25 protein-coding genes are annotated in these 23,209 nt (G+C 74.6%); 7 read left to right on the forward strand and 18 right to left on the reverse strand.

Annotated features, from left to right (window positions below):
* Window positions 1-37: 37 nt before the first annotated feature.
* On the reverse strand, window positions 38-328 hold the full coding sequence (locus ACI784_RS01715; RefSeq protein WP_425432564.1) for a WhiB family transcriptional regulator: 291 nt from the start codon (window positions 326-328) through the stop codon (window positions 38-40).
* Between the two features lie 371 nt (window positions 329-699).
* A complete protein-coding gene (locus ACI784_RS01720) occupies window positions 700-1,722 on the reverse strand; it encodes a diacylglycerol/lipid kinase family protein (protein WP_457012352.1) in 1,023 nt (340 codons plus the stop codon).
* A 99-nt stretch (window positions 1,723-1,821) separates the two neighbouring features.
* Here ACI784_RS01720 and ACI784_RS01725 point away from each other — a divergent pair, with 99 nt between their 5' ends.
* Complete coding sequence (locus ACI784_RS01725; protein WP_456922294.1) at window positions 1,822-2,301, forward strand: hypothetical protein; 480 nt, start codon at window positions 1,822-1,824, stop codon at window positions 2,299-2,301.
* A gap of 3 nt (window positions 2,302-2,304) precedes the next feature.
* Here ACI784_RS01725 and ACI784_RS01730 read toward each other — a convergent pair whose 3' ends face one another.
* The 6 genes from ACI784_RS01730 to sodN form a co-directional block, all read right to left on the reverse strand.
* A complete protein-coding gene (locus tag ACI784_RS01730; RefSeq protein WP_456922293.1) occupies window positions 2,305-3,117 on the reverse strand; it encodes an HAD-IIA family hydrolase in 813 nt (270 codons plus the stop codon).
* Window positions 3,114-3,599 (reverse strand): N-acetyltransferase family protein, encoded by a 486-nt coding sequence (locus ACI784_RS01735; protein ID WP_457012353.1) that lies wholly within the window; start codon window positions 3,597-3,599, stop codon window positions 3,114-3,116. Before ACI784_RS01735 ends, ACI784_RS01730 begins: the two co-directional genes overlap by 4 nt.
* A complete protein-coding gene (gene pssA / locus ACI784_RS01740; protein ID WP_456922291.1) occupies window positions 3,596-4,423 on the reverse strand; it encodes a CDP-diacylglycerol--serine O-phosphatidyltransferase in 828 nt (275 codons plus the stop codon). The genes ACI784_RS01735 and pssA overlap by 4 nt, the downstream gene beginning before the upstream one ends.
* Window positions 4,424-4,434: 11 nt before the next feature.
* On the reverse strand, window positions 4,435-5,100 hold the full coding sequence (locus ACI784_RS01745) for a phosphatidylserine decarboxylase (RefSeq protein WP_457012354.1): 666 nt from the start codon (window positions 5,098-5,100) through the stop codon (window positions 4,435-4,437).
* Window positions 5,101-5,132: 32 nt separating this feature from the next.
* On the reverse strand, window positions 5,133-6,419 hold the full coding sequence (locus ACI784_RS01750; RefSeq protein WP_457012355.1) for a PP2C family protein-serine/threonine phosphatase: 1,287 nt from the start codon (window positions 6,417-6,419) through the stop codon (window positions 5,133-5,135).
* A gap of 91 nt (window positions 6,420-6,510) precedes the next feature.
* Window positions 6,511-6,912, reverse strand: coding sequence for a superoxide dismutase, Ni (gene sodN, locus ACI784_RS01755; protein WP_072918931.1), 402 nt, complete (start codon window positions 6,910-6,912; stop codon window positions 6,511-6,513).
* 51 nt (window positions 6,913-6,963) lie between these two features.
* On the opposite strand from sodN, the gene ACI784_RS01760 reads away from it, so the two are divergent.
* Window positions 6,964-7,341: a S26 family signal peptidase gene (locus tag ACI784_RS01760; RefSeq protein ID WP_456922288.1), complete on the forward strand. Its 378-nt coding sequence runs from the start codon at window positions 6,964-6,966 to the stop codon at window positions 7,339-7,341.
* Here ACI784_RS01760 and ACI784_RS01765 read toward each other — a convergent pair.
* On the reverse strand, window positions 7,324-7,929 hold the full coding sequence (locus ACI784_RS01765; protein WP_457012356.1) for a dTDP-4-dehydrorhamnose 3,5-epimerase family protein: 606 nt from the start codon (window positions 7,927-7,929) through the stop codon (window positions 7,324-7,326). The two genes, ACI784_RS01760 and ACI784_RS01765, sit on opposite strands and share 18 nt — an antisense overlap.
* 53 nt (window positions 7,930-7,982) lie before the next feature.
* Here ACI784_RS01765 and ACI784_RS01770 point away from each other — a divergent pair, with 53 nt between their 5' ends.
* Complete coding sequence (locus ACI784_RS01770; protein ID WP_457012357.1) at window positions 7,983-9,191, forward strand: NAD(P)-dependent malic enzyme; 1,209 nt, start codon at window positions 7,983-7,985, stop codon at window positions 9,189-9,191.
* 39 nt (window positions 9,192-9,230) lie between these two features.
* Here ACI784_RS01770 and ACI784_RS01775 read toward each other — a convergent pair whose 3' ends face one another.
* From ACI784_RS01775 to ACI784_RS01805, 7 genes are all read right to left on the reverse strand, one after another.
* Window positions 9,231-9,944: a metal-dependent hydrolase gene (locus tag ACI784_RS01775; RefSeq protein ID WP_456922285.1), complete on the reverse strand. Its 714-nt coding sequence runs from the start codon at window positions 9,942-9,944 to the stop codon at window positions 9,231-9,233.
* A 65-nt stretch (window positions 9,945-10,009) separates the two neighbouring features.
* Entirely contained in the window at window positions 10,010-10,432 is a 423-nt protein-coding gene (locus ACI784_RS01780) for a DUF2269 family protein (RefSeq protein WP_457012358.1), read from the reverse strand.
* Window positions 10,433-10,490: 58 nt separating this feature from the next.
* Entirely contained in the window at window positions 10,491-10,676 is a 186-nt protein-coding gene (locus ACI784_RS01785; RefSeq protein WP_456922283.1) for a DUF6104 family protein, read from the reverse strand.
* A gap of 69 nt (window positions 10,677-10,745) precedes the next feature.
* Window positions 10,746-14,579, reverse strand: a complete 3,834-nt coding sequence (locus ACI784_RS01790; protein ID WP_457012359.1) for a multifunctional oxoglutarate decarboxylase/oxoglutarate dehydrogenase thiamine pyrophosphate-binding subunit/dihydrolipoyllysine-residue succinyltransferase subunit — start codon at window positions 14,577-14,579, stop codon at window positions 10,746-10,748.
* Window positions 14,580-14,726: 147 nt separating this feature from the next.
* Complete coding sequence (locus tag ACI784_RS01795; protein WP_457012360.1) at window positions 14,727-15,536, reverse strand: ankyrin repeat domain-containing protein; 810 nt, start codon at window positions 15,534-15,536, stop codon at window positions 14,727-14,729.
* A 56-nt stretch (window positions 15,537-15,592) separates the two neighbouring features.
* Window positions 15,593-16,348: an ABC transporter permease gene (locus ACI784_RS01800; RefSeq protein ID WP_457012361.1), complete on the reverse strand. Its 756-nt coding sequence runs from the start codon at window positions 16,346-16,348 to the stop codon at window positions 15,593-15,595.
* Window positions 16,345-17,286 carry an ABC transporter ATP-binding protein gene (locus ACI784_RS01805; protein WP_456922279.1) on the reverse strand — a complete coding sequence of 314 codons (942 nt, stop codon included), beginning with the start codon at window positions 17,284-17,286 and terminating at the stop codon, window positions 16,345-16,347. The genes ACI784_RS01800 and ACI784_RS01805 overlap by 4 nt, the downstream gene beginning before the upstream one ends.
* Window positions 17,287-17,457: 171 nt before the next feature.
* On the opposite strand from ACI784_RS01805, the gene ACI784_RS01810 reads away from it, so the two are divergent.
* From ACI784_RS01810 to ACI784_RS01825, 4 genes are all read left to right on the forward strand, one after another.
* Window positions 17,458-17,916: a universal stress protein gene (locus ACI784_RS01810; RefSeq protein WP_456922278.1), complete on the forward strand. Its 459-nt coding sequence runs from the start codon at window positions 17,458-17,460 to the stop codon at window positions 17,914-17,916.
* 105 nt (window positions 17,917-18,021) lie between these two features.
* Window positions 18,022-19,005 (forward strand): adenylate/guanylate cyclase domain-containing protein, encoded by a 984-nt coding sequence (locus ACI784_RS01815; RefSeq protein ID WP_456922277.1) that lies wholly within the window; start codon window positions 18,022-18,024, stop codon window positions 19,003-19,005.
* 24 nt (window positions 19,006-19,029) lie between these two features.
* Window positions 19,030-20,664, forward strand: coding sequence for an ABC-F family ATP-binding cassette domain-containing protein (locus ACI784_RS01820; protein WP_457012362.1), 1,635 nt, complete (start codon window positions 19,030-19,032; stop codon window positions 20,662-20,664).
* Window positions 20,665-20,802: 138 nt separating this feature from the next.
* Window positions 20,803-21,207, forward strand: coding sequence for a YybH family protein (locus tag ACI784_RS01825; protein WP_457012363.1), 405 nt, complete (start codon window positions 20,803-20,805; stop codon window positions 21,205-21,207).
* 11 nt (window positions 21,208-21,218) lie between these two features.
* On the opposite strand, the gene ACI784_RS01830 is transcribed toward ACI784_RS01825, so the two are convergent.
* Both ACI784_RS01830 and ACI784_RS01835 read right to left on the reverse strand, forming a co-directional pair.
* A complete protein-coding gene (locus tag ACI784_RS01830; RefSeq protein WP_457012364.1) occupies window positions 21,219-21,938 on the reverse strand; it encodes a hypothetical protein in 720 nt (239 codons plus the stop codon).
* Window positions 21,939-22,019: 81 nt separating this feature from the next.
* Complete coding sequence (locus ACI784_RS01835) at window positions 22,020-23,207, reverse strand: MFS transporter (protein WP_457012365.1); 1,188 nt, start codon at window positions 23,205-23,207, stop codon at window positions 22,020-22,022.
* Window positions 23,208-23,209 lie beyond the last annotated feature (2 nt).

Here is a 23,209-nt window from a genome sequence, read left to right on the forward strand (position 1 = left end):
GCCGTGCGGGGAGCCCGGACGCCGTGGTGCGGTGTGATCAGGCGGTGCGGACCCGGGTGCGAGCCTGGCGCCGCTTGAGCGCGCGCCGCTCGTCCTCGGACAGCCCACCCCAGACGCCGGAGTCCTGACCCGAGCGCAGGGCCCAGTCCAGGCAGGACTCGACGACCGGGCAACGCCGGCACACACCCTTTGCCTGCTCGATCTGGCCGAGGGCCGGACCGGTCGTCCCGATGGGGAAGAACAGCTCCGGGTCCTCGTCGCGGCAGAGCGCGCGGTGGCGCCAGTCCATGGCGGTGTTCTCCTCGATGTCGTCTACGGTGTGGTGCATCAGTCGCCGGCCTCGGACCGTTCCGCAGGCCGGCACCGGGATTGGCCAGCGCCATGGCACAGCGACTTCGTGCATTTGTTACCGACAGGTTGCTTTCCAGCCGCGATGTTTTCACGGCGTGGGGGCCTGTCAAGCAGATCGAGGGCTTCGGTCGACCCCTCGTGAGCAAGCTCACCACGGGCATGCTAGGTGCGCCACTCGACCTGACCATCCCGCGGTCTCGACGTTGACAACCCTCGCCCGGCGTGCCTGAAGACGCAGGTCACACCGGCAATTCCGAGAACGGCCGGTTCAGGCGACGTCGTTCACCGGTCGCCTCCCGCCCCCGGTCCGCTCCTCGCTCGCCGGCGCTCGCTGCGATGCTCCCGGCGTCAGGCGACGACGCGTAGGGCGGACGGGACGCTGCACACGCGCAGCCCCGTCGCCGTCCCCAGGTGGTCGCCGTCGACCTGCCACCCCTGCGGCCGCTGCGCGGTGACGGTCAGCCCCGGCAGGTCGTGCCGTCGGTGCACGCCGCGCCCGCGGGCGTCGGGCCGGGCGGCGAGCACCTGGCGCACGTGGTGCAGCATCCGGAGCACCCCCATGCGGCCCATGGCGAAGACGTCCAGCCCGGTGTCGAAGGAGGCCTCCGGGCTCGGGTTCACCGCCCGCGCGCCGAGGTAGGTCCACGGCGAGACGTTGGAGACCAGGCAGAGGAACACCTCGTCCAGGGGCGGTTCCCCGGGGAGCTCGAGGGTCATCGGCGGACGCCGCCGCTCCCGCCCCAGGACGAACGCGCTGGTCGCCTCCACCACGTACAGCGCGCCGGTGGACCGCCGTCCCCGCGCCCGGTGCGCCTCCACCCGGCCGATGACGTCGGCGTCGAAGCCCAGGCCGGCGCTGAAGGCGAACCAGCGGGGCTCGGACCACCCCGGGTGGGCCGCGGCCCCCGCATCGGCGGCCCGCTGCGCCTGCGCGGGGTCGGGCAGCGCGACCGGTGCGCCGGTGGCGCCGCGGGCGCTGGCGGTTCCCAGGGAGATGCGGCGGGTGCGCCCGGCCCGCAGGGAGGCGGTGACCTCCGCAGCCGCCGTCACCGGGTCGCGGGAGCGCCCCAGGGCGCGTGAGAAGACGTTCGTCGAGCCGCCCGGGACGACGGCGAGCGGCGGCAGGTCATCGCCCGGCCCGTCGTGCAGGAGGCCGTTGACGACCTCGTTGACCGTGCCGTCCCCGCCGAGGGCGACGACGACGTCGACGCCGTCGGCGCAGGCCTGCCGGCCCAGTTCGGTCCCGTGGCCGCGGTGGGTCGTCTCGGCCAGGTCCACCTTGAGGTCGCCGCCGAGGACGCCGAGGACGTCGTCGCGGACGCTGCGGTTGGTCGTCGTCGCCGCGGGGTTGGCCACCACGAGCGCACGCATGACCGCCAGGTTAGCCAGGCCCGCGCCGGCTCCCCGGCAGGCGCAGGCCGACGCGGCAGGCGAGGGGGCCGCCCGGCCGCGGCGCGTACCCTCGCGGCCGTGACGGAGGAGGCGGGAGCGCGGCCCCCGAGACAGCACCGGCTGGCCGAGCGGCTGCTCGGCGGGGCCGCGGAGCCGTCGGCGCCGCGCCCGGCCCGGCGGACCGAGGCGCCGGGAGCCGTCCGACGCGCGGCACTGGTCGTCGCCGTGGAGGCCGCCGCGCTCGGCGTCGTCGCGCTGGTGCTGCTCTACCTGACGGCCACCTCGGACCCCGACAGCGTGGGCCGGGCCCTCGCCGAGGTGGTCTACGTCGGTTTCTTCGCCGTCCTGCTCGGCGCGGCGGCCATCGGGCTGTGGCGGGTGTCGGGCTGGGCCCGCGGGCCGGTGGTGGCGCTCCAGGTGCTGCTGGGCCTGTTCGGGTACTTCTCGGCGTTCGAGTGGGGCGGCCCGTGGGTGGGCGTCCCGCTGCTGGTCCTCGTGGCGCTCGAGCTGTGGCTGCTGGCCACGCCGGAGGCGCGGCTGGCCTTCTCCGACCGCTGAGGGTCAGACCAGGTCGACGACGTCGGCGATCGAGTCCAGGACCCGCCCCGGCCGGAACGGGAACCGCGCCACGTCGGTGGCCCGGGTGGAGCCGGTGAGCACCAGGATCGTCTCCAGCCCGGCCTCGATGCCGGCGACGACGTCGGTGTCCATGCGGTCGCCGATCATCACCGTCGACTCCGAGTGCGCGGCGATCCGGTTCATCGCGCTGCGGAACATCATCGGGTTCGGCTTGCCGACGAAGTAGGGCTCCGCCCCGGTCGCCTTGGTGATCATCGCCGCCACCGAGCCCGTGGCCGGCAGCGGGCCCTCGGGGGAGGGGCCGGTGACGTCGGGGTTGGTCGCGATGAAGCGCGCGCCGCGCCCCACCAGCCGGATGGCCCGGGTGATCGCCTCGAAGGAGTAGGTGCGGGTCTCCCCGAGGACGACGTAGTCGGGGTCGGTGTCGGTGAGGGTGTAGCCGGCCTCGTACAGCGCCGTGGTCAGCCCGGCCTCGCCGATGACGTAGGCCGAGCCGCCGGGCAGCTGGGTGGCGAGGAAGTCGGCCGTCGCCAGTGCCGAGGTCCAGATGGACTCCTCGGGCACGTCCAGGCCGGAGCGGGAGAGCCGGGCCGCCAGGTCCCGCGGGGTGAAGATCGAGTTGTTGGTGAGGACGAGGAATCGGCGTCCCCGCTCGACCAGCCGCTGCAGGAACTCCGCGGCGCCGGGCAGCGCGTTGCCCTCGTGCACCAGGACGCCGTCCATGTCGGTGAGCCAGCACTCGGCCGGCCGGCGCTCGGTGGCCGGGTGGGCGCGGGTGTCGGCCGGCCCGCTCACCGCAGCCGCCGGTCGGCGGCGAAACCGGAGAGGGCCTCGTCGGTGAGCCGGAAGACCGTCCACTCGTCCATGGGAACCGCGCCGGCACCCTTGTAGAAGTCGATCGACGGGGTGTTCCAGTCCAGCACCGACCACTCCAGCCGGCTGTAGCCGCGCTCGACGCACACCTCGGCGAGGGTGCGCAGCAGTTCGCGCCCCAGGCCGCTGCCGCGGTGCTGCGGCTGGACGTAGAGGTCCTCGAGGTAGATGCCGTGCGTGCCGCGCCAGGTGGAGAAGTTGAGGAACCACAGCGCCATGCCGACGACCTGGCCACCGGCCTCGGCGACGTGGCCGGACAGCCGCGGGGAGTCGCCGAACAGGGCGGCGCTCAGCTGCTCCTCGGTCAGCCGGACCTCGTGCGCGGCCTTCTCGTACTCGGCGAGCTCCCGGACCAGGCCGACCACGGCCGGGACGTCGTCGGGGCGGATGGGCCGCACGCTCATGTGAGGAGCTCCTTGAGGCGGGTGGGCACGAGGCGGGACAGCGGGGACAGCAGCGGCACGAGGACCGGCGCCAGCAGGTAGCCGTAGGCCAGCACGCAGCCGGTGACCACGGGCGCCAGTGCGAAGCCGACGACGATCGCCAGCGCGGCGGCGACCAGCCCGTAGGGCTTCCCGCTCTTCGGGCTGACCAGCGAGCGGAACGAGCGGAACCGGATGTTGCTCACCATGAGCAGCGCCGGCACGGCGACGATGAGCAGCACCCACAGCCGGTCGCGGCCGTTCATCTGGTCACCGAAGGCGAACACCGAGGCCAGGACGACGCCGGCGGCACCGGGGCTGGGCATGCCGGTGAAGTACCGCTTGTCGGCGGTGGGGTCGATCGTCGTGTTGAAGCGGGCCAGCCGGATGGCGGCGCAGGCCACCCACAGGAAGCAGACGATCCAACCGAGGGGGTCCCACTCGTCGCGGCCCTCGGAGAACAGCGTGAACGCCAGCAGGGCGGGGGCCAGGCCGAAGGAGACGAGGTCGGCCAGCGAGTCGAACTGCAGGCCGAAGGGGGTGACCGCGCCGACCAGCCGGGCCACCGCGCCGTCGGTGATGTCGAAGACCACCGACAGGCCGACCAGGACCGCCGCGAGGGTGTACTGCCCGCGGATCGACACCAGGATCGCGGCGAAGCCGCACATCATGTTGGCGAGGGTGAACAGGCTGGGCAGGGTGGCCAGGGCCCGACGACGGGTGCCGCGCACCGAGCCGCGGACGAACTCGACGGTGGCCGTGCGCCGGGTCTGCGGAGGCCGGTGGCCGGACGCTGAGCTGGGCATGGGGCGACTCCTCAGCCGGCCGCGGGCCACCGGGCGATGACGGTCTCGCCGCCCCGCACCCGCTGCCCCGTGCGGACGGTGATCGTGCACTCCCGCGGGACGAAGACGTCCATCCGGGAGCCGAACTTCATCAGACCCATCCGCTCGCCGGTCGCCAGCCGCTGCCCGACGCCGGTGCGGGTCACGATGCGCCGGGCGAGGACCCCGACGATCTGCCGGAACACCACGGTGCGGTCGCCGTCGCGCAGCCACAGCTCGCTGCGCTCGTTCCGGTGCGCGGACTCCTTGCGGTAGGCGGCGAGGAAGCTGCCCTTGCGGTAGGAGCTCTCCACGACCTCCCCGCGGTACGGGGAGCGGTTCACGTGCACGTCGACGACCGACAGGAAGACGCTGACCTGCTGCCAGTCCCCGTCGGGCGCGACGCCCTCCTGCGGCTCCCCGGCGACCATCACCACGCCGTCGGCGGGCGAGACGACGTCGTCGGGGTCCGGCGGCCGGACGTCGCAGCGCCGGTCGGGGTCGCGGAAGAACAGGGCCATGTAGGCGGCCAGGCCGACCAGCGGCCAGGCCGCGACCCGGAGCCCGCGTCGTCCGGTGGCCCGCCCCGCGGCGGTGAGCAGGGCGGCGGGGGCCAGTGGCCCGGTGATGAAGGGCCACCCGGCCGGGTCGATGCGCATCGTGGTCAAACGGTACCGGGACGCACCCGGCGTCACCCGGGGGCGGCAGGAGGGGAGACGCGCGCGGGATCGGCGCCGTGCTCGCTGCTGCGCGCCCGGAGCGGGCCGCCGTACCAGTCCAGGCACAGCATCGTCGCGTCGTCCTTCAGGTCGTGACCCGTGGCGCCGAGGACGGCGGCGCCCAGGGCGTGCACGACCTCCCGCGGGTGCAGGTCGGCGGTGGCGGCGAGCGTGGCGGCGACGTCGAGGCTGGCGGCGTTGCGCTCCTGCATGCCGTCGGTGAGGAAGACGATGCGGTCACCCGGCTCCAGCGGGAGGGGCTGGACGGTGAACGACCCGCCCGGCTGGACGCCGAACGGCGGGTCGATCGCCAGCGGGACCTCGCTGACCCGGCCGTTGCGCAGCCGGAGCGGGAAGGGGTGGCCGGCGTTGACGATGCGGGCGGTGCCGGTGTGCAGGTCCACGCGCACCAGCTGCCCGGTGACGAACTGGCCGGGGGCGGCGTTCTCGGCCAGCGAGTCGCTGGCGTACCGGGCCTGCTCGGCCAGGTCCAGGCCGCGACGCCGGCCGTTGCGCAGGCTGCCGACCAGCAGCGTGGCGAGGAGGGCCGCCGGCACCTGGTGGCCCACGGCGTCGGTGATCGACAGCTGCAGGACGTCGCGGTCGAGGGTGTAGTCGAAGGTGTCCCCGCCCACGGAGCTGGCCGGCTCCATCCAGCCGGCCAGGGTGAACTGCGCGGCCTCGCAGCTGTAGGCGGCCGGGAGCAGACGACGCTGGATCTCGGCGGCCAGGGTGAAGGGCGTGGAGCGCATGCCCCACTCGAAGACGTCGGTGTGCCGGCGGGCGGCGATGACGGCGTAGGCCAGCGCGTGCGCGGCGCTGCGAACCTGCTGCACGACCTGCGGTGTGGGCGCCTCGGGCAGGAGCAGCTCGACGAGGCCGATCGCGTCGCCGCGGTCGGTCACGGGGACCAGGGCCCGGTACAGCTCCCCCTCGAGGCGCACGTCGAGCTGCTGCGAGCGCAGCACCTGCTCGAAGACGCTGCCCTCGAGCGGCACGGTCTCGGCCCGCTCCGCCGCGTGGGTGCGAGCCCCGGCGACCGGCCCGGAGGAGGACAACCGGACCACGGCCCGGCCGCTGAAGTCGGCGATCAGGAAGCTGACCGCGGTCGCGCCCACCTGCTCGGCGAGGGCGTCGGCGACGGCCTCGACCGCCTCGATGGGTGCGGCGTCCTCGACCCGCTGGAGCAGTGCCCCGACGTCGATCGGAGACCTCCTCGTGTGACTCGTGCGGGGACCGTCGGGGTGGTGCCCCGTCATCGGACCGGCACCCGCCGGCGTGGGGTGGCAGACGGCAACGGCGCCGGCCGGCGGGGAAGCCCGTCGGTCGGCGCCGTTGCCCGGGGAGAGGTCAGGCCGCGGCCTTGGTCTCCCAGAAGATCTTGTCGATCTCGGCGATGTAGTCGAGCAGCTTCTGGCCCTCGGCGGGGTCCATGCTGCCCTTGCCGCCGGCGGCGCCGGCCTGCTTGGTCGCCTTGTTGAACAGCTCGTGCAGCTGCGGGTACTTCTCGAAGTGCGGGGGCTTGAAGTAGTCGGTCCACAGCACCCACAGGTGGTGCTTGACCAGGTCGGAGCGCTGCTCCTTGATCAGGATCGCCCGGGTGCGGAACGCCGGGTCCTCGTTGGCCTGGTACTTCTCCTGGATCGCCTTGACGGACTCCGCCTCGATGCGGGCCTGGGCCGGGTCGTACACGCCGCAGGGGAGGTCGCAGTGCGCGGTGGCCTCCACGGCGGAGAACATGCGGAAACGCATGGACTTGCCCTCCGGGTCTCGTGGGTCGTTTCGTCTGCGACCCTACTCCCGGTGAACGACGACGACAGGCCCGACGCCGGGCGCCCGGGCACGGTCCCGTCGCTGGTCACGCCCTGGGTCATGGCCCGCGTCGCCGGCCCGTCGATGTCCCCGACGGTGCGGCACGGCGACCGGCTGCTCGTGCGCCGCGTCGACGCCGCCGGCACGGTGGGCGCCGGCGACGTCGTCCTGGCCCGGTTCCCGTCCCGCCCGGAGCTCCTCGTGGTCAAGCGGGTGCGCCGGGAGGTGCCCGGCGGGCACTGGGTCGAGGGGGACAACCCGCTCGTCGCCGACGACAGCCGGGTGTTCGGTCCGGCGGTCGTCGTGGGCCGGGTCGTCGGCCGCCTGTGGCCGCGCCCGGGGCGGCTGGGGTCAGCGCCCGTCGCGTAGCTGCGCGTACCGCGCGGTGCACTCCTCCCAGGTCGGCAGCAGCCCCTGCTGGCGCGCCTGCTCCAGGGTGGGCGCCTGCTGGTCCTTGGCGGAGAGCTCGAACTCCACGTCGGCCGGCCAGGGCAGCCCCAGCGCCGGGTCGAGCGGGTGGATGCCGAACTCGCGGGCGGGGTCGTAGCCGCTGGACACCAGGTAGGTCACCGAGCTGGCGTCGGCGAGGGAGACGAAGGCGTGGCCGAGCCCCTCGGCCAGGTACACCGCCCGCGGCCGGTCGCTGTCCAGGACGACGGCGTCGTGCGCGCCGAACGTCGGGGAGCCGACCCGGACGTCGACGACGACGTCGAGCACCTGGCCCGCCGGGCAGTACACGTACTTGGCCTGCCCGGGCGGCACGAGCGCGAAGTGGACGCCGCGCAGCACCCCGCGGGCGGAGACGCTGTGGTTGGCCTGGGCGAGGTGCAGGCCGAACCCGAGGGCCCCGGAGAGGACGTCGGCGCGGTACCACTCGGTGAACCGGCCGCGGGCGTCCCCGTGGGGGACCAGGTCCAGGACGTAGGCGTCGCGCACGGCGAGTTCGCGGATCTGCACGGAGCGAACCGTAGTCATGCGGCGGACGGCGTCCGGTCTACGCTGCCGTGTCCATGGGCGGAACCCAGCATCCCGAGACCTCCGCTCCCCCCGCGGGGAGCCCCGACCGATTCGCCGACGACCCGGCGTTCGCGGTCCACGAGGGCGGGAAGCTGGCGGTACGCCCCACCCGGTCCATCGACTCCGTCGCGGACCTCGCGCTCACCTACACACCCGGCGTCGCCCGGGTCTCCAGCGCGATCGCCGTGGAGCCGGCGCTCGCGCGGCGGTTCACCTGGGCGCCGCGCGTGGTCGCCGTGGTCTCCGACGGCACCGCCGTCCTCGGCCTGGGCGACATCGGGCCGGCCGCCGCGCTGCCGGTCATGGAGGGCAAGGCCTGCCTGTTCAGCGAGTTCGCCGGGCTGTCGTCGGTGCCGGTGGTGCTGTCGACCACCGACGTCGACGCCATCGTCGAGACGGTGGCCGCGATCGCGCCGTCATTCGGGGGGATCAACCTCGAGGACATCAGCGCCCCGCGCTGCTTCGAGATCGAGGAGCGGCTGCGGGACCGGCTGGACATCCCGGTCATGCACGACGACCAGCACGGGACGGCGATCGTCGTCCTGGCCGCGCTGCGCAACGCAGCGCGCGTCGTCGGACGGGAGATCGGCGACCTGCGGGGCGTCGTCGCCGGGGCCGGGGCGGCCGGGATCGCCTGCACCAAGATCCTGCTCGAGGCCGGCATCGGCGACATCGCCGTGGCCGACTCCCGGGGGGTGCTGCACGTGGGCCGCGACGACCTCACGCCGATCAAGCGGTGGGTCGCGGAGAACACCAACCGCGCCGGCTACGCGGGCACGATGATCGGCGCGCTGGAAGGGGCCGACGTCTACCTGGGGCTGTCCGGCGGGTCCGTGCCGGAGTCGGCGATCGCCTCGATGGCCGACGGCTGCATCGTGTTCTCCCTGGCCAACCCGATCCCCGAGGTGGACCCGGAGATGGCGGCCCGGTACGCGGCGGTGGTCGCCACCGGGCGCAGCGGCGAACCGAACCAGATCAACAACGTGCTCGCCTTCCCCGGCGTGTTCCGCGGGGCCATCGACGCCGGGGCCACCTCGATCACCGAGGAGATGAAGCTGGCGGCCGCGACCGCGATCGCCGACGTGGTGGGCGACGAGGTGCGCGCCGACTACGTCGTCCCCAGCCCGCTGGACCGGCGGGTCGCCGAGGCGGTGGCGGCCGCGGTGGCGGCCACCGCACGGGAGCAGGGCGTCACGCGCTGAGGGAGGACCCCCGTGCGGTCGTCCGCACGGGGGTCGCGCTCAGAGCAGTCCGCGCAGGTCCTGCAGCCAGGGGTCGACCGCCGTCCGGACGCCGGTGTTGGCATAGAGGCACCACAGCGTGACGACGACGAACGCCGGCGCCAGGACCGCCGTCTCCAGGAACGTCCCGGTGCGCAGCGGGGTCAGCGCCAGCCGGCAGCGCCGGACCAGCCACACCAGCGGCACGGGCACGCCCTGGGTGGTGATCGCGTCGCCGGCGATGTGGGTGAGCACGCCCAGGGCGACCGCCCACGGCAGCCAGGCCGGTTGTGGCATGTGCTCCAGCAGCAGCCAGGCCGCGCCCCAGGACAGCACCAGGTTGCCGACGACGGTGTTCTCCGCCCGGCCGGGGATGACGAAGTGCAGCGCCCGCAGCGCCAGCCCGACGGCCAGGCTCATGAGCAGCAGGCTGGACCAGAAGGCGTTGGCCGCGGCGAGCGCGAGGGCGCCGAACGCGACGGGGGCCAGGACGGCGTCGTGGGTGCCCCAGCGGTGGCCCTGGGCCAGCCGGCCGATCGCGCCCGAGGGCACGTCCGTGACCGGACCCCACATGTCCGAGACCGTGGAGCCGCTGTGGTCCAGGTCGGGCAGCATCGACATCCCGCCGACGGCGGCGATCCACGCGACCTGGGCGACGGGGCCCTCCACCGGTGCCCACGGGAGTGTCGCGGCTCCGGCGGCCAGCCCGGACAGGGCGTGCGAGTGACCGAGCACGCACGAAGCGTGCCGCCGTCTGTGCCGTCAGCGGGGGATCCGGCCGCCCGGGCGTGTCGGTCGGGTCAGGGCTTCCAGGCCATCAGCACGGCCACGGCGACCAGGAGCAGGGAGACCACGCCCGAGCCGGCGGCGATGCGGCCGTAGAGCGCCGTGGCGGGCCGCCCCTGGGCGAGCTCGGCCGCCGCGCGGGTCAGCGACGGGACGACCAGCACGAGGCTTCCCACGAGGGCGAGCAGGTACAGCACGATCGACAGCCACAGCCAGGTCCGCGACAGCGGGATGTCCTCGACGCCGGAGACGCCGAAGCCGAACACGGCCACCGCCAGCGAGGCCCAGGTGAACACCTTCGTCGAACGGGTCAGCAGTCCGACCGCGGGGGCGTTGCCGGCCCGCAGCGCGCGCAGGGCGGTCTGCGGGAGCAGGGCCATCGGCCCGATGAGGAAGACGGCGCTGACGACGTGCAGGACGGCGAGGACGGTGCCCATGCCCCCACGCTAGGAGACCCCGGCCGCCAGTCCTCACGACACGGCCGTTGAGGAGCGATCAGTCGTCTTCGTCGTCGTCCGTGCCGCCGCGGGCCAGCCAGGTGGCCAGGCGCTCGACCGGCACCTCGAAGTCCGGGTGCTGGTCGACGAAGGCCTGCATCTGGTCCGCGAGCCAGGCGAGGGTGACCTGCTCCTCGCCCCGCCGGTCGGCGAGCTCCTCGAGACCCCGGTCGGTGAAGTACACGCAGCAGAACCTACGACGCCCGGCCACCGACTGGGTCGGCGGCCGGGCGTCGGCGGGGTACGGGGTGGCTCAGCGGGCGAAGGCGTCCGCGACGAGCTGCCGCTGCTCCGCCTCGTGGACCTTGGCCGAGCCGACGGCCGGGCTGGCCGAGGCGCGGCGGCTGACCCGGCGCAGGTTGCGGCCGGCCGGCAGGTGCTCGGGCAGGTTGACCGCCATGAACTGCCAGGCGCCCATGTTCGCCGGCTCCTCCTGCACCCAGACGACGTCCGAGGCGTTCGGGTACCGCTCCAGGGCCTGGGCGATCTGCTCGGCCGGCAGCGGGTAGAGCTGCTCGACCCGCACGACCGCGACGTCGGCGGTGCCCTCGGACTCACGCTGGGCGAGCAGGTCGTAGGCGACCTTGCCGCTGCACAGCAGCACCCGGCGGACGGCGGCGTCGTCGAGCGGGTCGCCCCCGACGCCCGGGTCGGGCAGCACCGGGCGGAAGGTCTCCTCGGTGAAGTCCGCGACCGGGCTGACGGCGGCCTTGGCCCGCAGCAGCGACTTCGGCGTGAACACGACCAGGGGCCGGTGCACGTCCGACAGCGCCTGGCGGCGCAGCAGGTGGAAGTAGTTCGCCGGCGTCGAGCAGTTGGCGACGGTCATGTTGTTCTCCGCCGACAGCTGCAGGAAGCGCTCGATGCGGCCGCTGGAGTGGTCCGGCCCCTGACCCTCGAGGCCGTGCGGCAGCAGCAGGACGACGCCGGACCGCTGGCCCCACTTGGCCTCGCCCGAGCTGATGTACTCGTCGATGACCATCTGGGCGCCGTTGACGAAGTCGCCGAACTGGGCCTCCCAGAGCACCAGCGCCTTCGGGTTGGCCAGCGAGTAGCCGTACTCGAAGCCCAGCGCCGCGTACTCGCTGAGCAGCGAGTCGTAGACGAAGAACTTCGCCTGCTCCTCGGACAGGTGGGCCAGCGGCGTGTACTCCGCGGCGGTCTCCCGGTCGATGAGCACCGAGTGGCGCTGCACGAAGGTGCCGCGGCGGGAGTCCTGGCCGGCCAGCCGGACCGGGATGCCCTGCATGAGCAGCGACCCGAAGCCGAGCAGCTCGCCCATGGCCCAGTCGATGCCGCCCTCGCTCACCATCGCCGCGCGCCGCTCCAGCAGCCGCTGGAGCTTCGGGTGGACGGTGAAGTCCTGGGGCAGCGAGACGTGCGCGTCGCCGATCGCCTTGAGCACCTCGGTGCTGATCGCGGTGGCGACGGTGCTCGACTCCTGGGCCGGCTGGTCCATGGCCGGCTGCGCCTTCGGGGTCTCCTGGGTGTCGTGGGTCTCGGCGAAGGCGCGCTCCAGCTGCCCGCGGTAGTCCTTGAGCGCCTCCTCGGCCTCGGCCAGCGTGATGTCCCCGCGGCCGATGAGCGCCTCGGTGTAGAGCTTCCGGACCGAGCGCTTGCGGTCGATGATGTCGTACATCAGCGGCTGGGTCATCGACGGGTCGTCGCCCTCGTTGTGCCCGCGACGGCGGTAGCACACCAGGTCGATGACGACGTCCTTCTTGAACTCCTGCCGGTACTCCACCGCCAGCCGGGCCACCCGCACGCAGGCCTCGGGGTCGTCGCCGTTCACGTGGAAGATGGGCGCGCCGATCATCCGCGCGACGTCGGTGGAGTAGAGGCTCGAGCGCGACTGGGCCGGGCTCGTGGTGAAGCCGACCTGGTTGTTGATGACGACGTGCACGGTGCCGCCGGTGCGGTAGCCACGCAGCTGCGAGAGGTTCAGCGTCTCGGCGACGACACCCTGACCGGCGAACGCCGCGTCACCGTGCAGCAGGACCGGCAGGACGGTGAAGCCCTGCTCGCCCTTGTCGATCATGTCCTGCTTGGCCCGCGCGATGCCCTCGAGGACGGGGTTGACCGTCTCCAGGTGCGACGGGTTGCTGGCCAGCGAGACGGCGATCTCGGCGTCCGGCCGGAACGGGTTGCTGAACGTGCCCTCGGCGCCGAGGTGGTACTTGACGTCGCCGGAGCCCTGGACGGTGCCGGGGTCGATGTTGCCCTCGAACTCGCCGAAGATCTTGGCGTAGCTCTTGCCCAGCACGTTGGCCAGCACGTTGAGGCGGCCGCGGTGGGCCATGCCGATCGCGACCTCGTCGAGCTCGTGGTCGGTGCCGGCGATGAGGACCTCGTCCAGCAGCGGGATGACCGACTCGCCCCCCTCGAGGCTGAACCGTTTCTGCCCGACGTACTTGGTCTGCAGGAAGGTCTCGAACGCCTCGGCGGCGTTCAGCCGGCCCAGGATGTGCTTCTGCTTGTCACGGTCGGGCTGGTCGGCCTTGAGCTCGACGCGCTTCTGGATCCACTCGCGCTCTTCGGGGTCGGTGATGTGCATGTACTCCACGCCGACGGTGCGGCAGTAGGAGTTGCGCAGCACGCCCAGCACGTCGCGCAGGGCCATGAGCTTCTCGCCGGCGAACCCGCCGACGGGGAACTTCCGGTCGAGGTCCCACAGCGTCAGGCCGTGCTGGAGGATGTCGAGGTCCGGGTGGCTGCGGACCTTGAACTCCAGCGGGTCCGTGTCGGCCATGAGGTGGCCGTTGCGCCGGTAGGCCTCGATGACCTCGATGACCCGGGCTTCCTTGTCGATCTGCCCCTCGCGGCTGACCCGCACGTCGGGCATCCAGCGCACCGGCTCGTACGGGATGCGCAGCGACCGGAAGACGCCGTCGTAGAAGCCGTCCTCGCCGAGCAGCAGCTGGTGCAGCCGGCGCAGGAAGTCACCGGACTGGGCGCCCTGGATGATCCGGTGGTCGTAGGTGGAGGTCAGCGTGATGATCTTGCTGACCGCCATCTCGGTGAGCGCCTCGGGGCTCATCCCCTGGAACTCCGCCGGGTACTCCATCGCGCCGACGCCGACGATCGTGCCCTGGCCGGCGGTCAGCCGCGGCACCGAGTGGTTGGTGCCGATCGTGCCCGGGTTGGTCAGGCTGATCGTGGTGCCGGAGTAGTCCTCGAGGGTCAACTTGCCGGCGCGGGCGCGGCGGATGACGTCCTCGTAGGCGGCCCAGAACTGGGCGAAGTCCATCTCCTCGGCGGCCTTGATCGAGGCGACGACGAGGGAGCGCGAGCCGTCGGGCTTGGGCAGGTCGATGGCCAGGCCGAAGTTCACGTGCTCGGGCTGCACCAGGGTCGGCTTGCCGTCGACCTCGGTGTAGGAGGCGTTCATCTCCGGGAAGTCGTCCAGGGCCCGGACCAGCGCGTAGCCGATCAGGTGGGTGAACGACACCTTGCCGCCGCGGGCGCGCGCCAGGTGGTTGTTGATGACGATGCGGTTGTCGACCAGCAGCTTCGCCGGCACCGCCCGCACGCTGGTCGCCGTCGGCACCGTCAGCGACGCGTTCATGTTCTTGACGATGCTGGCGGCCGCGCCGCGCAGCGGCGTGCGCTTGGGGCCCTCGCCGTCGGCGGGCTTCGGGGCCGTCTTGGCGGCGGGCTTCGGGGCGGGGGCGGCCGGCTGTTGCTGGGCGGTCCGCTCGGCGGCGCGGGTCACGACGGTGTCCTCGGTCTTGGGCTCGACGGAGGCCGCGCGGGACGGTGCGGCGCCCCCGGTGGCCGGCTGCTGCGGCTGGGGTGCCGGGGCCTGCGGCGCGGGGGTGGTCACCTCCTGCGACGGCGACGGGGTGGCGTAGGAGGTCGCCGGCGGCGTGGACCCGCCGTCGGGGGAGGCGGCGGGTGCCTCACGGTCGTCGCTGGCTGCCACGGGGCTCCCCGGCCGGTAGTCGGCGAAGAACTCGTGCCACGCCTGGTCCACGCTGGACGGGTCGGCGAGGTACTGCTGGTACATCTCCTCGACCAGCCACTCGTTCGTGCCGAACCCCGCCACCGGCGAGGAGGACGGATTGGCGGACGGCCGGGATGAGCTCACGCTTGACACGGGGTCGAGTGCCTTCTTCGTCGTCGGTGGACGTCTCTGGACCGGGCGGTCAGTCTACGCCCGTCCCGTGGCCCTGACCGGCCGTGCAGCCGCACGTCGGCAGGCCAGGGGCGGGAGCGGGGGCATCGGGGGAGGTGCTCAGTCCGTCGCGCCGCGGGCGACGAGGAGGTCGGCGACGGCGTCGTGGGCGGTCGCCTGACCTGCGTCGGCGCGCCGGGTGCGGGCCGCGGCCACCCGGCTGATGTCCAGGGCGCTCGCGCCGTCGTTGGTCGTCGCGTTGACGTCGGCGCCGGCGTCGAGGAGGGCCCGCACGACCTCGGGCGCGTCGCCGTCGACCCCGGCGGCCACCGCGGCGTGCAGCGGGGACCGGCCGGTGTCGGGGTCGCGGCGGTCGACGTCGGCGCCGGCCGCCACCAGCAGCCGGACCAGCTCCACGTGGCCGCCGGCCGCGGCGGCGTGCAGGGCCCCGCCGTCGGCGTCGGCCCCCCGGTCGAGCAGCGCCAGCGCGGTGCCGGCCGCGCCGCCGGCCGCCGCCCAGGTCAGCAGGTGCACCCCGGTGACCGGGTCGGCCAGCGGGGTGCCGCGGTCGAGCTCGGCGGTGAGCTGGTCGACGTCGTCGAGGTGGGCCGCGCTCGGCGCGTCCAGCGGGGCGCCCAGCTCGCGCAGCACCGCCACCAGGTGCGGGGCGGACTCCAGTGCCACGTGCAGCGGCGTCCGGTCGTGCTCGGTGCGCGCGCCGAGGTCTGCGCCGGCGGCCACCAGCTCCCGGACCACCTCGACCTGCGCCTCGGCGACGGCCACGTGCAGCGGCGTCCACCCGCTCTGGCCCGCCCGCTCCAGGGGGGTGGACAGCAGTCGCGGCGAGTCGCCGACGGCCGTGCGGACGGCGGCGGTGTCGCCCTCGGCGATCAGCCGGCCCAGCCGCTGTGCGGTCATGCGGACGGTCATCGGGGGATCCCCGTTCGTGGTGTCGGGTGTGTGCGGGTGCGGCGGCGTCCCGCAGGTCAGGCGACGTCGCGCCGGACCGCCAGCAGGGTGCCCAGGAGGGCCGCCACGAGACCGTATCCGAGGAGCAGGACGGCGCCCTGCCAGGGCTCGAGGAGGTCGGGCCCCTGGAAGGTCGCCGTCATGGCCTCCAGCCCGCCGCCGGGCAGCCACTTGTAGGCCGGTGCCGTCGCGGGGATCGACCGGATGATCGGCTCGACCACGAACAGGTAGACCAGCCCGCCGACGATGGCGCCGACCTGGTTGCGCAGGAGCGCGCCCAGGCCGACGCCGATGACGGCGTAGATGACCAGCGCCAGCCCGCTGCCGGCCAGGATCCGCAGGTTGTCCCCGGTCAGCGACGGCGCCGAGCCCTCGGCCCCGGCGTGGACGAGCACCACCAGGTAGTTGACGGCCAGGACGGCGAGCGCGAAGGGCACCGCCGCCAGCGCGTAGCCGACCAGCTTGGCGACGACGACGGAACCGCGGCGGGGCGTGGTGAGGAACGTCGGGGTGGCGGTCCGGTGCCGGTACTCCTGGGTCATCCCGATGATCCCGAGGATGAGGAAGAGCACCGTCACGTTGGAGGCCGTGGCGAGGACGAGGTCCTCGTACTGCTCCGTGCCGACCGCGGGCAGCCCGCTCTCGGCGTCGCCGGCGAAGGAGGTGAACAGGATCGCGAAGCCGGCGACCATCACGCAGGCGCCGAGCAGCAGCCCCATCCACACGCGCGTGGTGAACAGCTTGGTCCACTCGGCGCGGACGAGCGCGGTCATCGTGACGCTCCCTGCGTGGTGGTGTCGGTCGAGGAGGCCGCGTACTGCTCCTGGCCGGCGGTGAGCCGGAAGTACAGCTCCTCCAGGCCGCTGGACTCCGCCCGCAGCTCGTGCAGCTCGAGGCCGGCCTGGAAGGCTCGGGCGCCGACCTCGGCCGGCGTCGCGCCGGTGACCGTCACCAGGCCGTCGTCGCCGCCCCGGACGCCGAGCCCCGCGGCCCCCAGGACCTCGGCCAGCCGCGCCACCTCTGGGCTGCGGACGAGCACCGCGCCCTCGCCCTGGGCGCCCGAGCGCAGCTCGGCGATCGAGCCCTCGCGGACCAGGCGCCCGGCGCCGACGATGACCACGCGGTCGGCGGTGTGCTCCATCTCCGACAGCAGGTGGCTGGAGACCAGCACCGTCCGGCCCTGGTCGTGGGCCAGGTGGCGGATGAAGCCGCGCAGCCACTGGATGCCCTCCGGGTCCAGCCCGTTGGCCGGCTCGTCGAGCACCAGGACCGACGGGTCGCCGAGGAGCGCGGTGGCCAGCGCCAGCCGCTGCCGCATGCCGAGCGAGTAGCCGCCCGCCCGGCGCCCGCCCGCGTCGGACAGGCCGACCTGGGCCAGCACGTCGTCGGCCCGCGACAGCGGCAGCCCCGCGGCGCGGCAGTACACGCGCAGGTGGTTGCGACCGGAGCGGGCCGGGTGGAAGGCCGTCTCGAGGACCGCGCCCACGGTGCGCACCGGGGTGGGCAGGGAGGTGTAGGGGGCGCCGTTGAAGGTCGCCGTCCCGGAGTCGGGGCGCTCGAGGCCGAGCACCATGCGCATCGTCGTGGTCTTGCCGGCCCCGTTGGGGCCGAGGAAGCCGGTGACCGAGGCGGGCTCGACGGTGAAGGTGAGGTCGTCGACGGCGCGGACGGCGCCGAAGGTCTTGGTGAGTCCGCGGACCTCGACCCGCACGGGATCGGGGCGGGCGGTGGTGCCGGGGTGGATGGCGCTCTCCTCCGATCGGGGGGCCGGACGGCGCGTCCATCCAATCGCACGGGGACGGCGACACGGCAGTCCCGCCGGGCGTGGCGGACCCTGGTGACGCCGCGCACACACGGTGCTGAGCAGGTAGGTTGCCTGCCCGTGAGCGCCTATCGCACGGTGGTCGTCGGTACCGACGGGTCGGAGTCCTCCCTGCGCGCGGTGCGCCGCGCCGGCGCGCTGGCCGGGGCCTGCGCCGCCCGGCTGGTCATCGTCTGCGCCTACCTGCCTCCGCGGGTCGACGACCGCGAGCTCCAGGAGGCGAGGGACGTCTTCGGGGACGACGCCTACCAGGTGATCGGCTCGGGGCCGGCCGAGGAGAAGGTGCGGGTCGCGGCCGAGCGCGCGAAGGAGGCCGGCGCGACCGACGTCTACCCGATCTCCGTCGTCGGCTCGCCGGTGGAGACGCTGCTGGACGTCGTCGGCCGCGAGCAGGCCGACCTGCTCGTCGTGGGCAACCGCGGACTCAACAGCCTCAAGGGCCGGCTGCTGGGCTCGGTCCCCTCCGACGTGACCCGCCGTTCCCCGGTCGACGTGCTGGTCGTGCACACGACGGGCTGAGCGCTGCCCGACACCGGACCCGAGGGCGTCCCGGGCGTCCCGGACGCCCGCGAGGCGCTGGAACGGCTGCTGCTCGGCGGCCCGCGCCGCTACACGCGGCTCCAGGTGGCCGAGCAGGCCGGCATGCCGGCCCGGCGCACCCAGCGGCTGTGGCGGGCGCTGGGCTTCCCCGACGCCGCCGACGACGACCTGGTCTTCACCGACGCCGACGTCCAGGCGCTCGGGCTGCTGTCGTCCCTGATCGACGCCGGCTTCGTCGACGAGGGCACCGAGGCCTCCATCGCGCGGGCGATGGCGCAGTCGCTGGCCCGGCTGGCCGACTGGCAGACCGACATGCTCGCCGAGACCCTGACGCGCGAGGCCGGGGAGCAGGGCGCCGTCGACGTCGAGCGGGCCGCGGAGAGCACCCGGCGGCTGCTGCCCCTGCTGCGGGCCGTGCAGGACTACGTGTGGCGGCGGCACCTGGCGGCCAACGCCGAGCGGCTGCTGGGCGCCGCGGGCGCGGGCGATCGACGCGAGCTGTCGGTGGGTTTCGCCGACCTGGTCGGCTACACCACCCGCAGCCAGGGCATGAGCGCCCGCGAGCTCGGCGGGATGGTCGAGGACTTCGAGGCCATCGCGGCCGAGGTGATCGCCCGGCACCACGGCCGGGTGGTCAAGTCCGTCGGCGACGGCGTCCTCTACACGGCGGGGTCACCGGTCGACGCGGTGGAGATCGGGCTGGAGCTGCCCGAGGCCTGGCACGCGGAGGACCGGCCGCCGCTGCGGGTCGGCGCCGCCCACGGCACGGTGCTCACCCACCTCGGCGACGTCTACTCGCCGGTGGTCAACCTGGCCAGCCGGCTGACCTCGATCGCCCGCCCGGAGACGCTGCTGGTCGACCGCGAGCTGGCCCGGCGGCTGCACGCGCAGCCGCGGTACCGGGTGCGCCCGCTGCGCCGGGTCTCGGTGCGGGGCTACGACGAGCTGCAGCCGTGGCTGGTCCGCCGGCGTCCGCCCGGCGAGGAGGACAACGCCCTGGAGGGCATGCTCGACGAGATGGCCGCCGACGTCCTGGGGGGCGGCCGGGAGGACGACGAGGGGCCCTGACGGCGCGGTGAGAGGGTGGGGTGCGTGAGTGCCACCCTCGTCGCCCGTGGGCTGGCCGCCGGCCACGGTGCCCGCGTCCTGTTCTCCGACCTCGACCTCGTCGTCGCACCCGGCGACGTGGTCGGGCTGGTCGGCGTCAACGGCGCTGGGAAGTCGACGCTGCTGCGCACCCTCGCCGGGGAGTTGCCCGCGGAGTCCGGCAGCGTGACGGTGAGCCCGCCGACGGCGACCCTCGGGTACCTGCCGCAGGAGCACGAGCGGCGTCCCGGGGAGACGGTGCGGGCCGCGCTGGCCCGCCGCACCGGGGTGGCGGTCGCGCAGGCCGCCCTCGACGCCGCCACCGAGGCCCTCACTGCAGGGGCGGCCGGTGCCGACGACGCCTACGGGGAGGCACTGGAGCGCTGGCTGGCGCTCGGCGGCGCCGACGTCGACGAGCGGGCGGAGCTGGTGGTCGCCGAGGTGGCGCCGGGGGTGTCGCTGGAGGCGCCGATGACCGGCCTCTCCGGCGGGCAGGCCGCGCGGGTGGGGCTGGCCGCGCTGCTGCTGTCGCGTTACGACGTCCTCCTGCTCGACGAGCCGACCAACGACCTGGACCTCGTGGGCCTGGAGCAGCTGGAACGGTTCGTCGCCGATGCCCGCGGCGGGATCGTGGTGGTCAGCCACGACCGTGAGTTCCTGGCCCGCACCGTCACCCGGGTCGTCGAGCTCGACCTCGCCCAGCAGCTGGTGCGGGTGCACGACGGTGGCTACGAGGCCTACCTCGTCGAGCGGGAGGTCGCCCGCCGGCACGCCCGCGAGGAGTACGAGGAGTACGCCGAGACGAGGGCCGGGCTCGAGGGACGGGCCCGCATGCAGCGCAACTGGATGGCCAAGGGCGTGCGCAACGCGGTGCGCAAGGGCGATCCGGACAAGAACATCCGGGCCCACCAGCGGGCCACCGCGGAGAAGCAGGCGGCCAAGGCACGCCAGACCGAGCGGCGGATCGAGCGGCTGGAGGTGGTCGAGGAGCCCCGCAAGGAGTGGGAGCTGCGCATGGAGATCGCCGCCGCACCCCGGGCCGGCGCCGTCGTGGCCACGCTGTCGGGCGCGGTGGTGCGGCGGGGGAGGTTCACCCTCGGGCCGGTGGACCTGCAGGTCGACTGGGGCGACCGGGTGGCGATCACCGGCCCCAACGGCGCGGGCAAGTCGACCCTGCTGGCCACGCTGCTGGGGCGGGTGCCCCTGGACGAGGGGCGGGCCGCGCTGGGGCCGTCGGTGCGGATCGGTGAGATCGACCAGGCTCGGCAGGCGTTCCTCGGGTCGGAGACGCTGCTCGAGGCGTTCTCCGCCGAGGTCCCCGACTGGCCGACCGCCGAGGTGCGCACCCTGCTGGCCAAGTTCGGGCTGACCGCCGAGCACGTGCTGCGCCCCGCCGACACCCTCTCCCCGGGGGAGCGGACCCGCGCCGGGCTGGCCCTCCTGCAGGCCCGCGGGGTGAACGTCCTGGTGCTCGACGAGCCGACCAACCACCTGGACCTGCCGGCGATCGAGCAGCTCGAGCAGGCGCTGGCCGGCTACGAGGGCACGCTGCTGCTGGTCACCCACGACCGGCGGATGCTCGACGCGGTCGCGACCACCCGCCGGATCGCGGTCGACGACGGGCGGGTCGTCGAGCGCTGAGGGCGCACGCCGGGTCACCACCACACGCCGGCCGACGACGCCGCGCCCGGCCGCGGGTCTGACCGCCGCCGGACGGGGTCGCCCCGGCCAACCACCGCACTACCGTCGGCGGCTCCGCACCGCACGTGGGGAGAGGCCATGACACGCGGCGTCGCACTCGCAGAGATCCACCCGGCCCTCGAGGCCCGGCACAACGACCAGGACCTGGAGGGCCTCCTGGCGCTCTACGCGCCGGACGCCGCCCTGGTGGAGCTGGACGGCAGCACGGCCACCGGGCCCGAGGCGATCCGCGCGGCGTGGGCGGGGATCCTCGAGATGAAGGGCCGGATGACGGTCCGCAGCCGCTACGCCATCGAGGCGGGTGACCTGGCGATCCTCAGCAACGAGTGGACGCTCACCGTGGGCGACCAGTCGATGTCGGCCATCACCGCCGAGGTCGCCCGGCGGCAGCCCGGCGGCAGCTGGCTGTACGTCGTCGACCACCCGTTCGCCAGCCTCGAGGCCGAGGAACGCGCCGCGCTGGCCGCCGCCGTCGCCGGCTGAGCCGGGCATCCTCAGCGCGGCCCGGGCACCGCCACCCGCACCGGGGGTCGAGGGCCGGCCTCCAGCTCGGCGGCCACCGCGTACTCGGCCAGGGTGGCGAGCTCGTCGGCGGTCGCGCCGGTCGAGCCGAGGGCGGGCAGGGGCTGCACCTCGACGACGACGTCCCGCGCGGTGCCGATCCAGCGCAGTGCCGCCAGCAGGGAGCGGCCACCGGGCGCCGGCGGCGGGGTGCCGCCGTCCCCCTGGTAGCGCAGCGCCACCGGGCACACCGGGGCGCCGGTGTCGGCGGCGGCGGCGAACAGCTCGGGGGAGAAGCGGCCCAGCGTCGCCCGCCCACCGGCCGGGAGCTCGGGGCGGACGAGGACCGACGTCCCGCGGGCCAGCGCGGCGCGGACCGCGGCGACGGTCGCCGGGACGGTGGGGACCGGCACCCCGGCCACCCGGTCCGCGCCCGCGACGAGGGCCCCCGGGACGGCGGTGAGCAGCACCAGCGGGTCCAGCGGCGACACGGAGTTGGTCACCAGGAGAGCGCCCGGTCCGTGGCCGGTCCGCGGCCAGGCGACCGCCGGCGTCCGCACGGCGACCCGCACACCGAGGCCGGTCAGCAGCCGCGCGGCACCGCAGACCGCCCGGTGCCGGGCGCTGCCGGGGCGCAGCCGTTCCGCGGCGAGCACGGCACCGGAACGCAGCAGGCGGGAGCGGTCGGGCGGCAGCACGTCGGGTCGGGGCACCACGGACCTCCGGAGGGCTCAGGGCCCGGGCGGACCCGCATGCGCCGAGCGTGACCGGCCGAGGTGACCTGCCGATGACGGTCAGGGAGCGACCGGGGGTCGGTCCGGGGACGGTCGCGCTGCCACCCGCCCGGTGAGGGCGAGGGTGAGGGCGGCAAGGACGGCCAGGCCGGCGAGCAGGGCCGCGTACGGCACGAACGCCGCCAGCGCCGCGAGGACGACCGGGGCGGCGAACCCGAGGTAGGTCAGCGCGTAGTAGACGGCGGTCAGCCCGGCCAGCTCGCGGGGTGGGGCGACGCGCTGGGTCTCCAGCAGCCCGGCGACCAGGCAGAGGCCGTAGCCGCAGCCGAGCGTGACCGCGGCGAGCGCGACGAGCACCGGCTGCGTCCAGGCGGCGGCCCCCGCCGCGACGAGCAGTCCGGCCACGACGGCGACCATCCCGAGCGCCGACGCCCGGCGGGTGTCGGCCGCCGCCAGCCGGCGGGCGAGGGGCTGGACCAGGACGCCGCTGCCGAGGGTGACGCCGGCGACGGCGGCGTTGAAGGCCACCGTCCAGCCAGCGGTCGACTCGCGCACCAGCCCCGGCAGGACGGCGATCGAGATCGTCGCCACGCCGAACACCCAGGGGGCCACGGGCGCCACGTGCCGGCGGAACCGGCGGTCGCGGGCCGACGGCACGCGCATCCGCGACCACAGGGAGCCGGTGTCCGGCCCGGCGTCGGCCACCGTCTCCGGCGCCCGCCACAGCGGCACGAGGACCGCGAGGACGACGGCCAGGTGCGGCAGGTAGGCCGTGACCAGCGGTGCGGGCGCCCACTGGCCGATCAGCCCCGCGACGACCGGGCCCAGACCGAAGCCGGCGGTGAGCGACATGGCCGCCCGGCGCGCGCCGGCGCCGACCGGGGCGGCCGGGTCCCAGGGCGAGGTCGACAGCTCCTCCACCCACGCGCTGCCCGCGGCGAACGCGGCGCCGCTGGCCAGGCCGGCGAGGAACCGGCCGGCGTAGAGCGCGGGCAGGCCCTCGAGCAGCAGCACCAGCGTCGCGACCAGCGAGACCAGCAGCGCGGCGCGCAGCACCGGTGCCCGCCCGTGCCGATCGGAGACGGGGCCGAGGACCAGCAGCGCCGGGATCAGGCCGAGGGCGTAGACGCCGACCAGCGCGTCGACGGTGGCCACCGACAGCCCGCTGCGCTCCCGGTAGGCCACCAGCAGGCTGACGAACTGGTTGGCACCCCAGCCGATGGCGAACAGCGTCGCCGCGACCGGCACCC

Source organism: Geodermatophilus sp. SYSU D01186, from assembly GCF_054050215.1.

What these genes read in the sequence shown, in the direction of transcription:
- ACI784_RS01795 (WP_457012360.1), bottom strand. Translation starts at nt 15,536, where the DNA reads ATGACCGTCCGCATGACCGCACAGCGGCTGGGCCGGCTGATCGCCGAG.
- ACI784_RS01780 (WP_457012358.1), bottom strand. Translation starts at nt 10,432, where the DNA reads ATGGGCACCGTCCTCGCCGTCCTGCACGTCGTCAGCGCCGTCTTCCTC.
- sodN (WP_072918931.1), bottom strand. Translation starts at nt 6,912, where the DNA reads ATGCGTTTCCGCATGTTCTCCGCCGTGGAGGCCACCGCGCACTGCGAC.
- ACI784_RS01800 (WP_457012361.1), bottom strand. Translation starts at nt 16,348, where the DNA reads ATGACCGCGCTCGTCCGCGCCGAGTGGACCAAGCTGTTCACCACGCGC.
- pssA (WP_456922291.1), bottom strand. Translation starts at nt 4,423, where the DNA reads ATGCCCAGCTCAGCGTCCGGCCACCGGCCTCCGCAGACCCGGCGCACG.
- ACI784_RS01735 (WP_457012353.1), bottom strand. Translation starts at nt 3,599, where the DNA reads ATGAGCGTGCGGCCCATCCGCCCCGACGACGTCCCGGCCGTGGTCGGC.
- ACI784_RS01825 (WP_457012363.1), top strand. Translation starts at nt 20,803, where the DNA reads ATGACACGCGGCGTCGCACTCGCAGAGATCCACCCGGCCCTCGAGGCC.
- ACI784_RS01750 (WP_457012355.1), bottom strand. Translation starts at nt 6,419, where the DNA reads ATGACGGGGCACCACCCCGACGGTCCCCGCACGAGTCACACGAGGAGG.
- ACI784_RS01745 (WP_457012354.1), bottom strand. Translation starts at nt 5,100, where the DNA reads ATGCGCATCGACCCGGCCGGGTGGCCCTTCATCACCGGGCCACTGGCC.
- ACI784_RS01720 (WP_457012352.1), bottom strand. Translation starts at nt 1,722, where the DNA reads ATGCGTGCGCTCGTGGTGGCCAACCCCGCGGCGACGACGACCAACCGC.
- ACI784_RS01715 (WP_425432564.1), bottom strand. Translation starts at nt 328, where the DNA reads ATGCACCACACCGTAGACGACATCGAGGAGAACACCGCCATGGACTGG.
- ACI784_RS01770 (WP_457012357.1), top strand. Translation starts at nt 7,983, where the DNA reads ATGGGCGGAACCCAGCATCCCGAGACCTCCGCTCCCCCCGCGGGGAGC.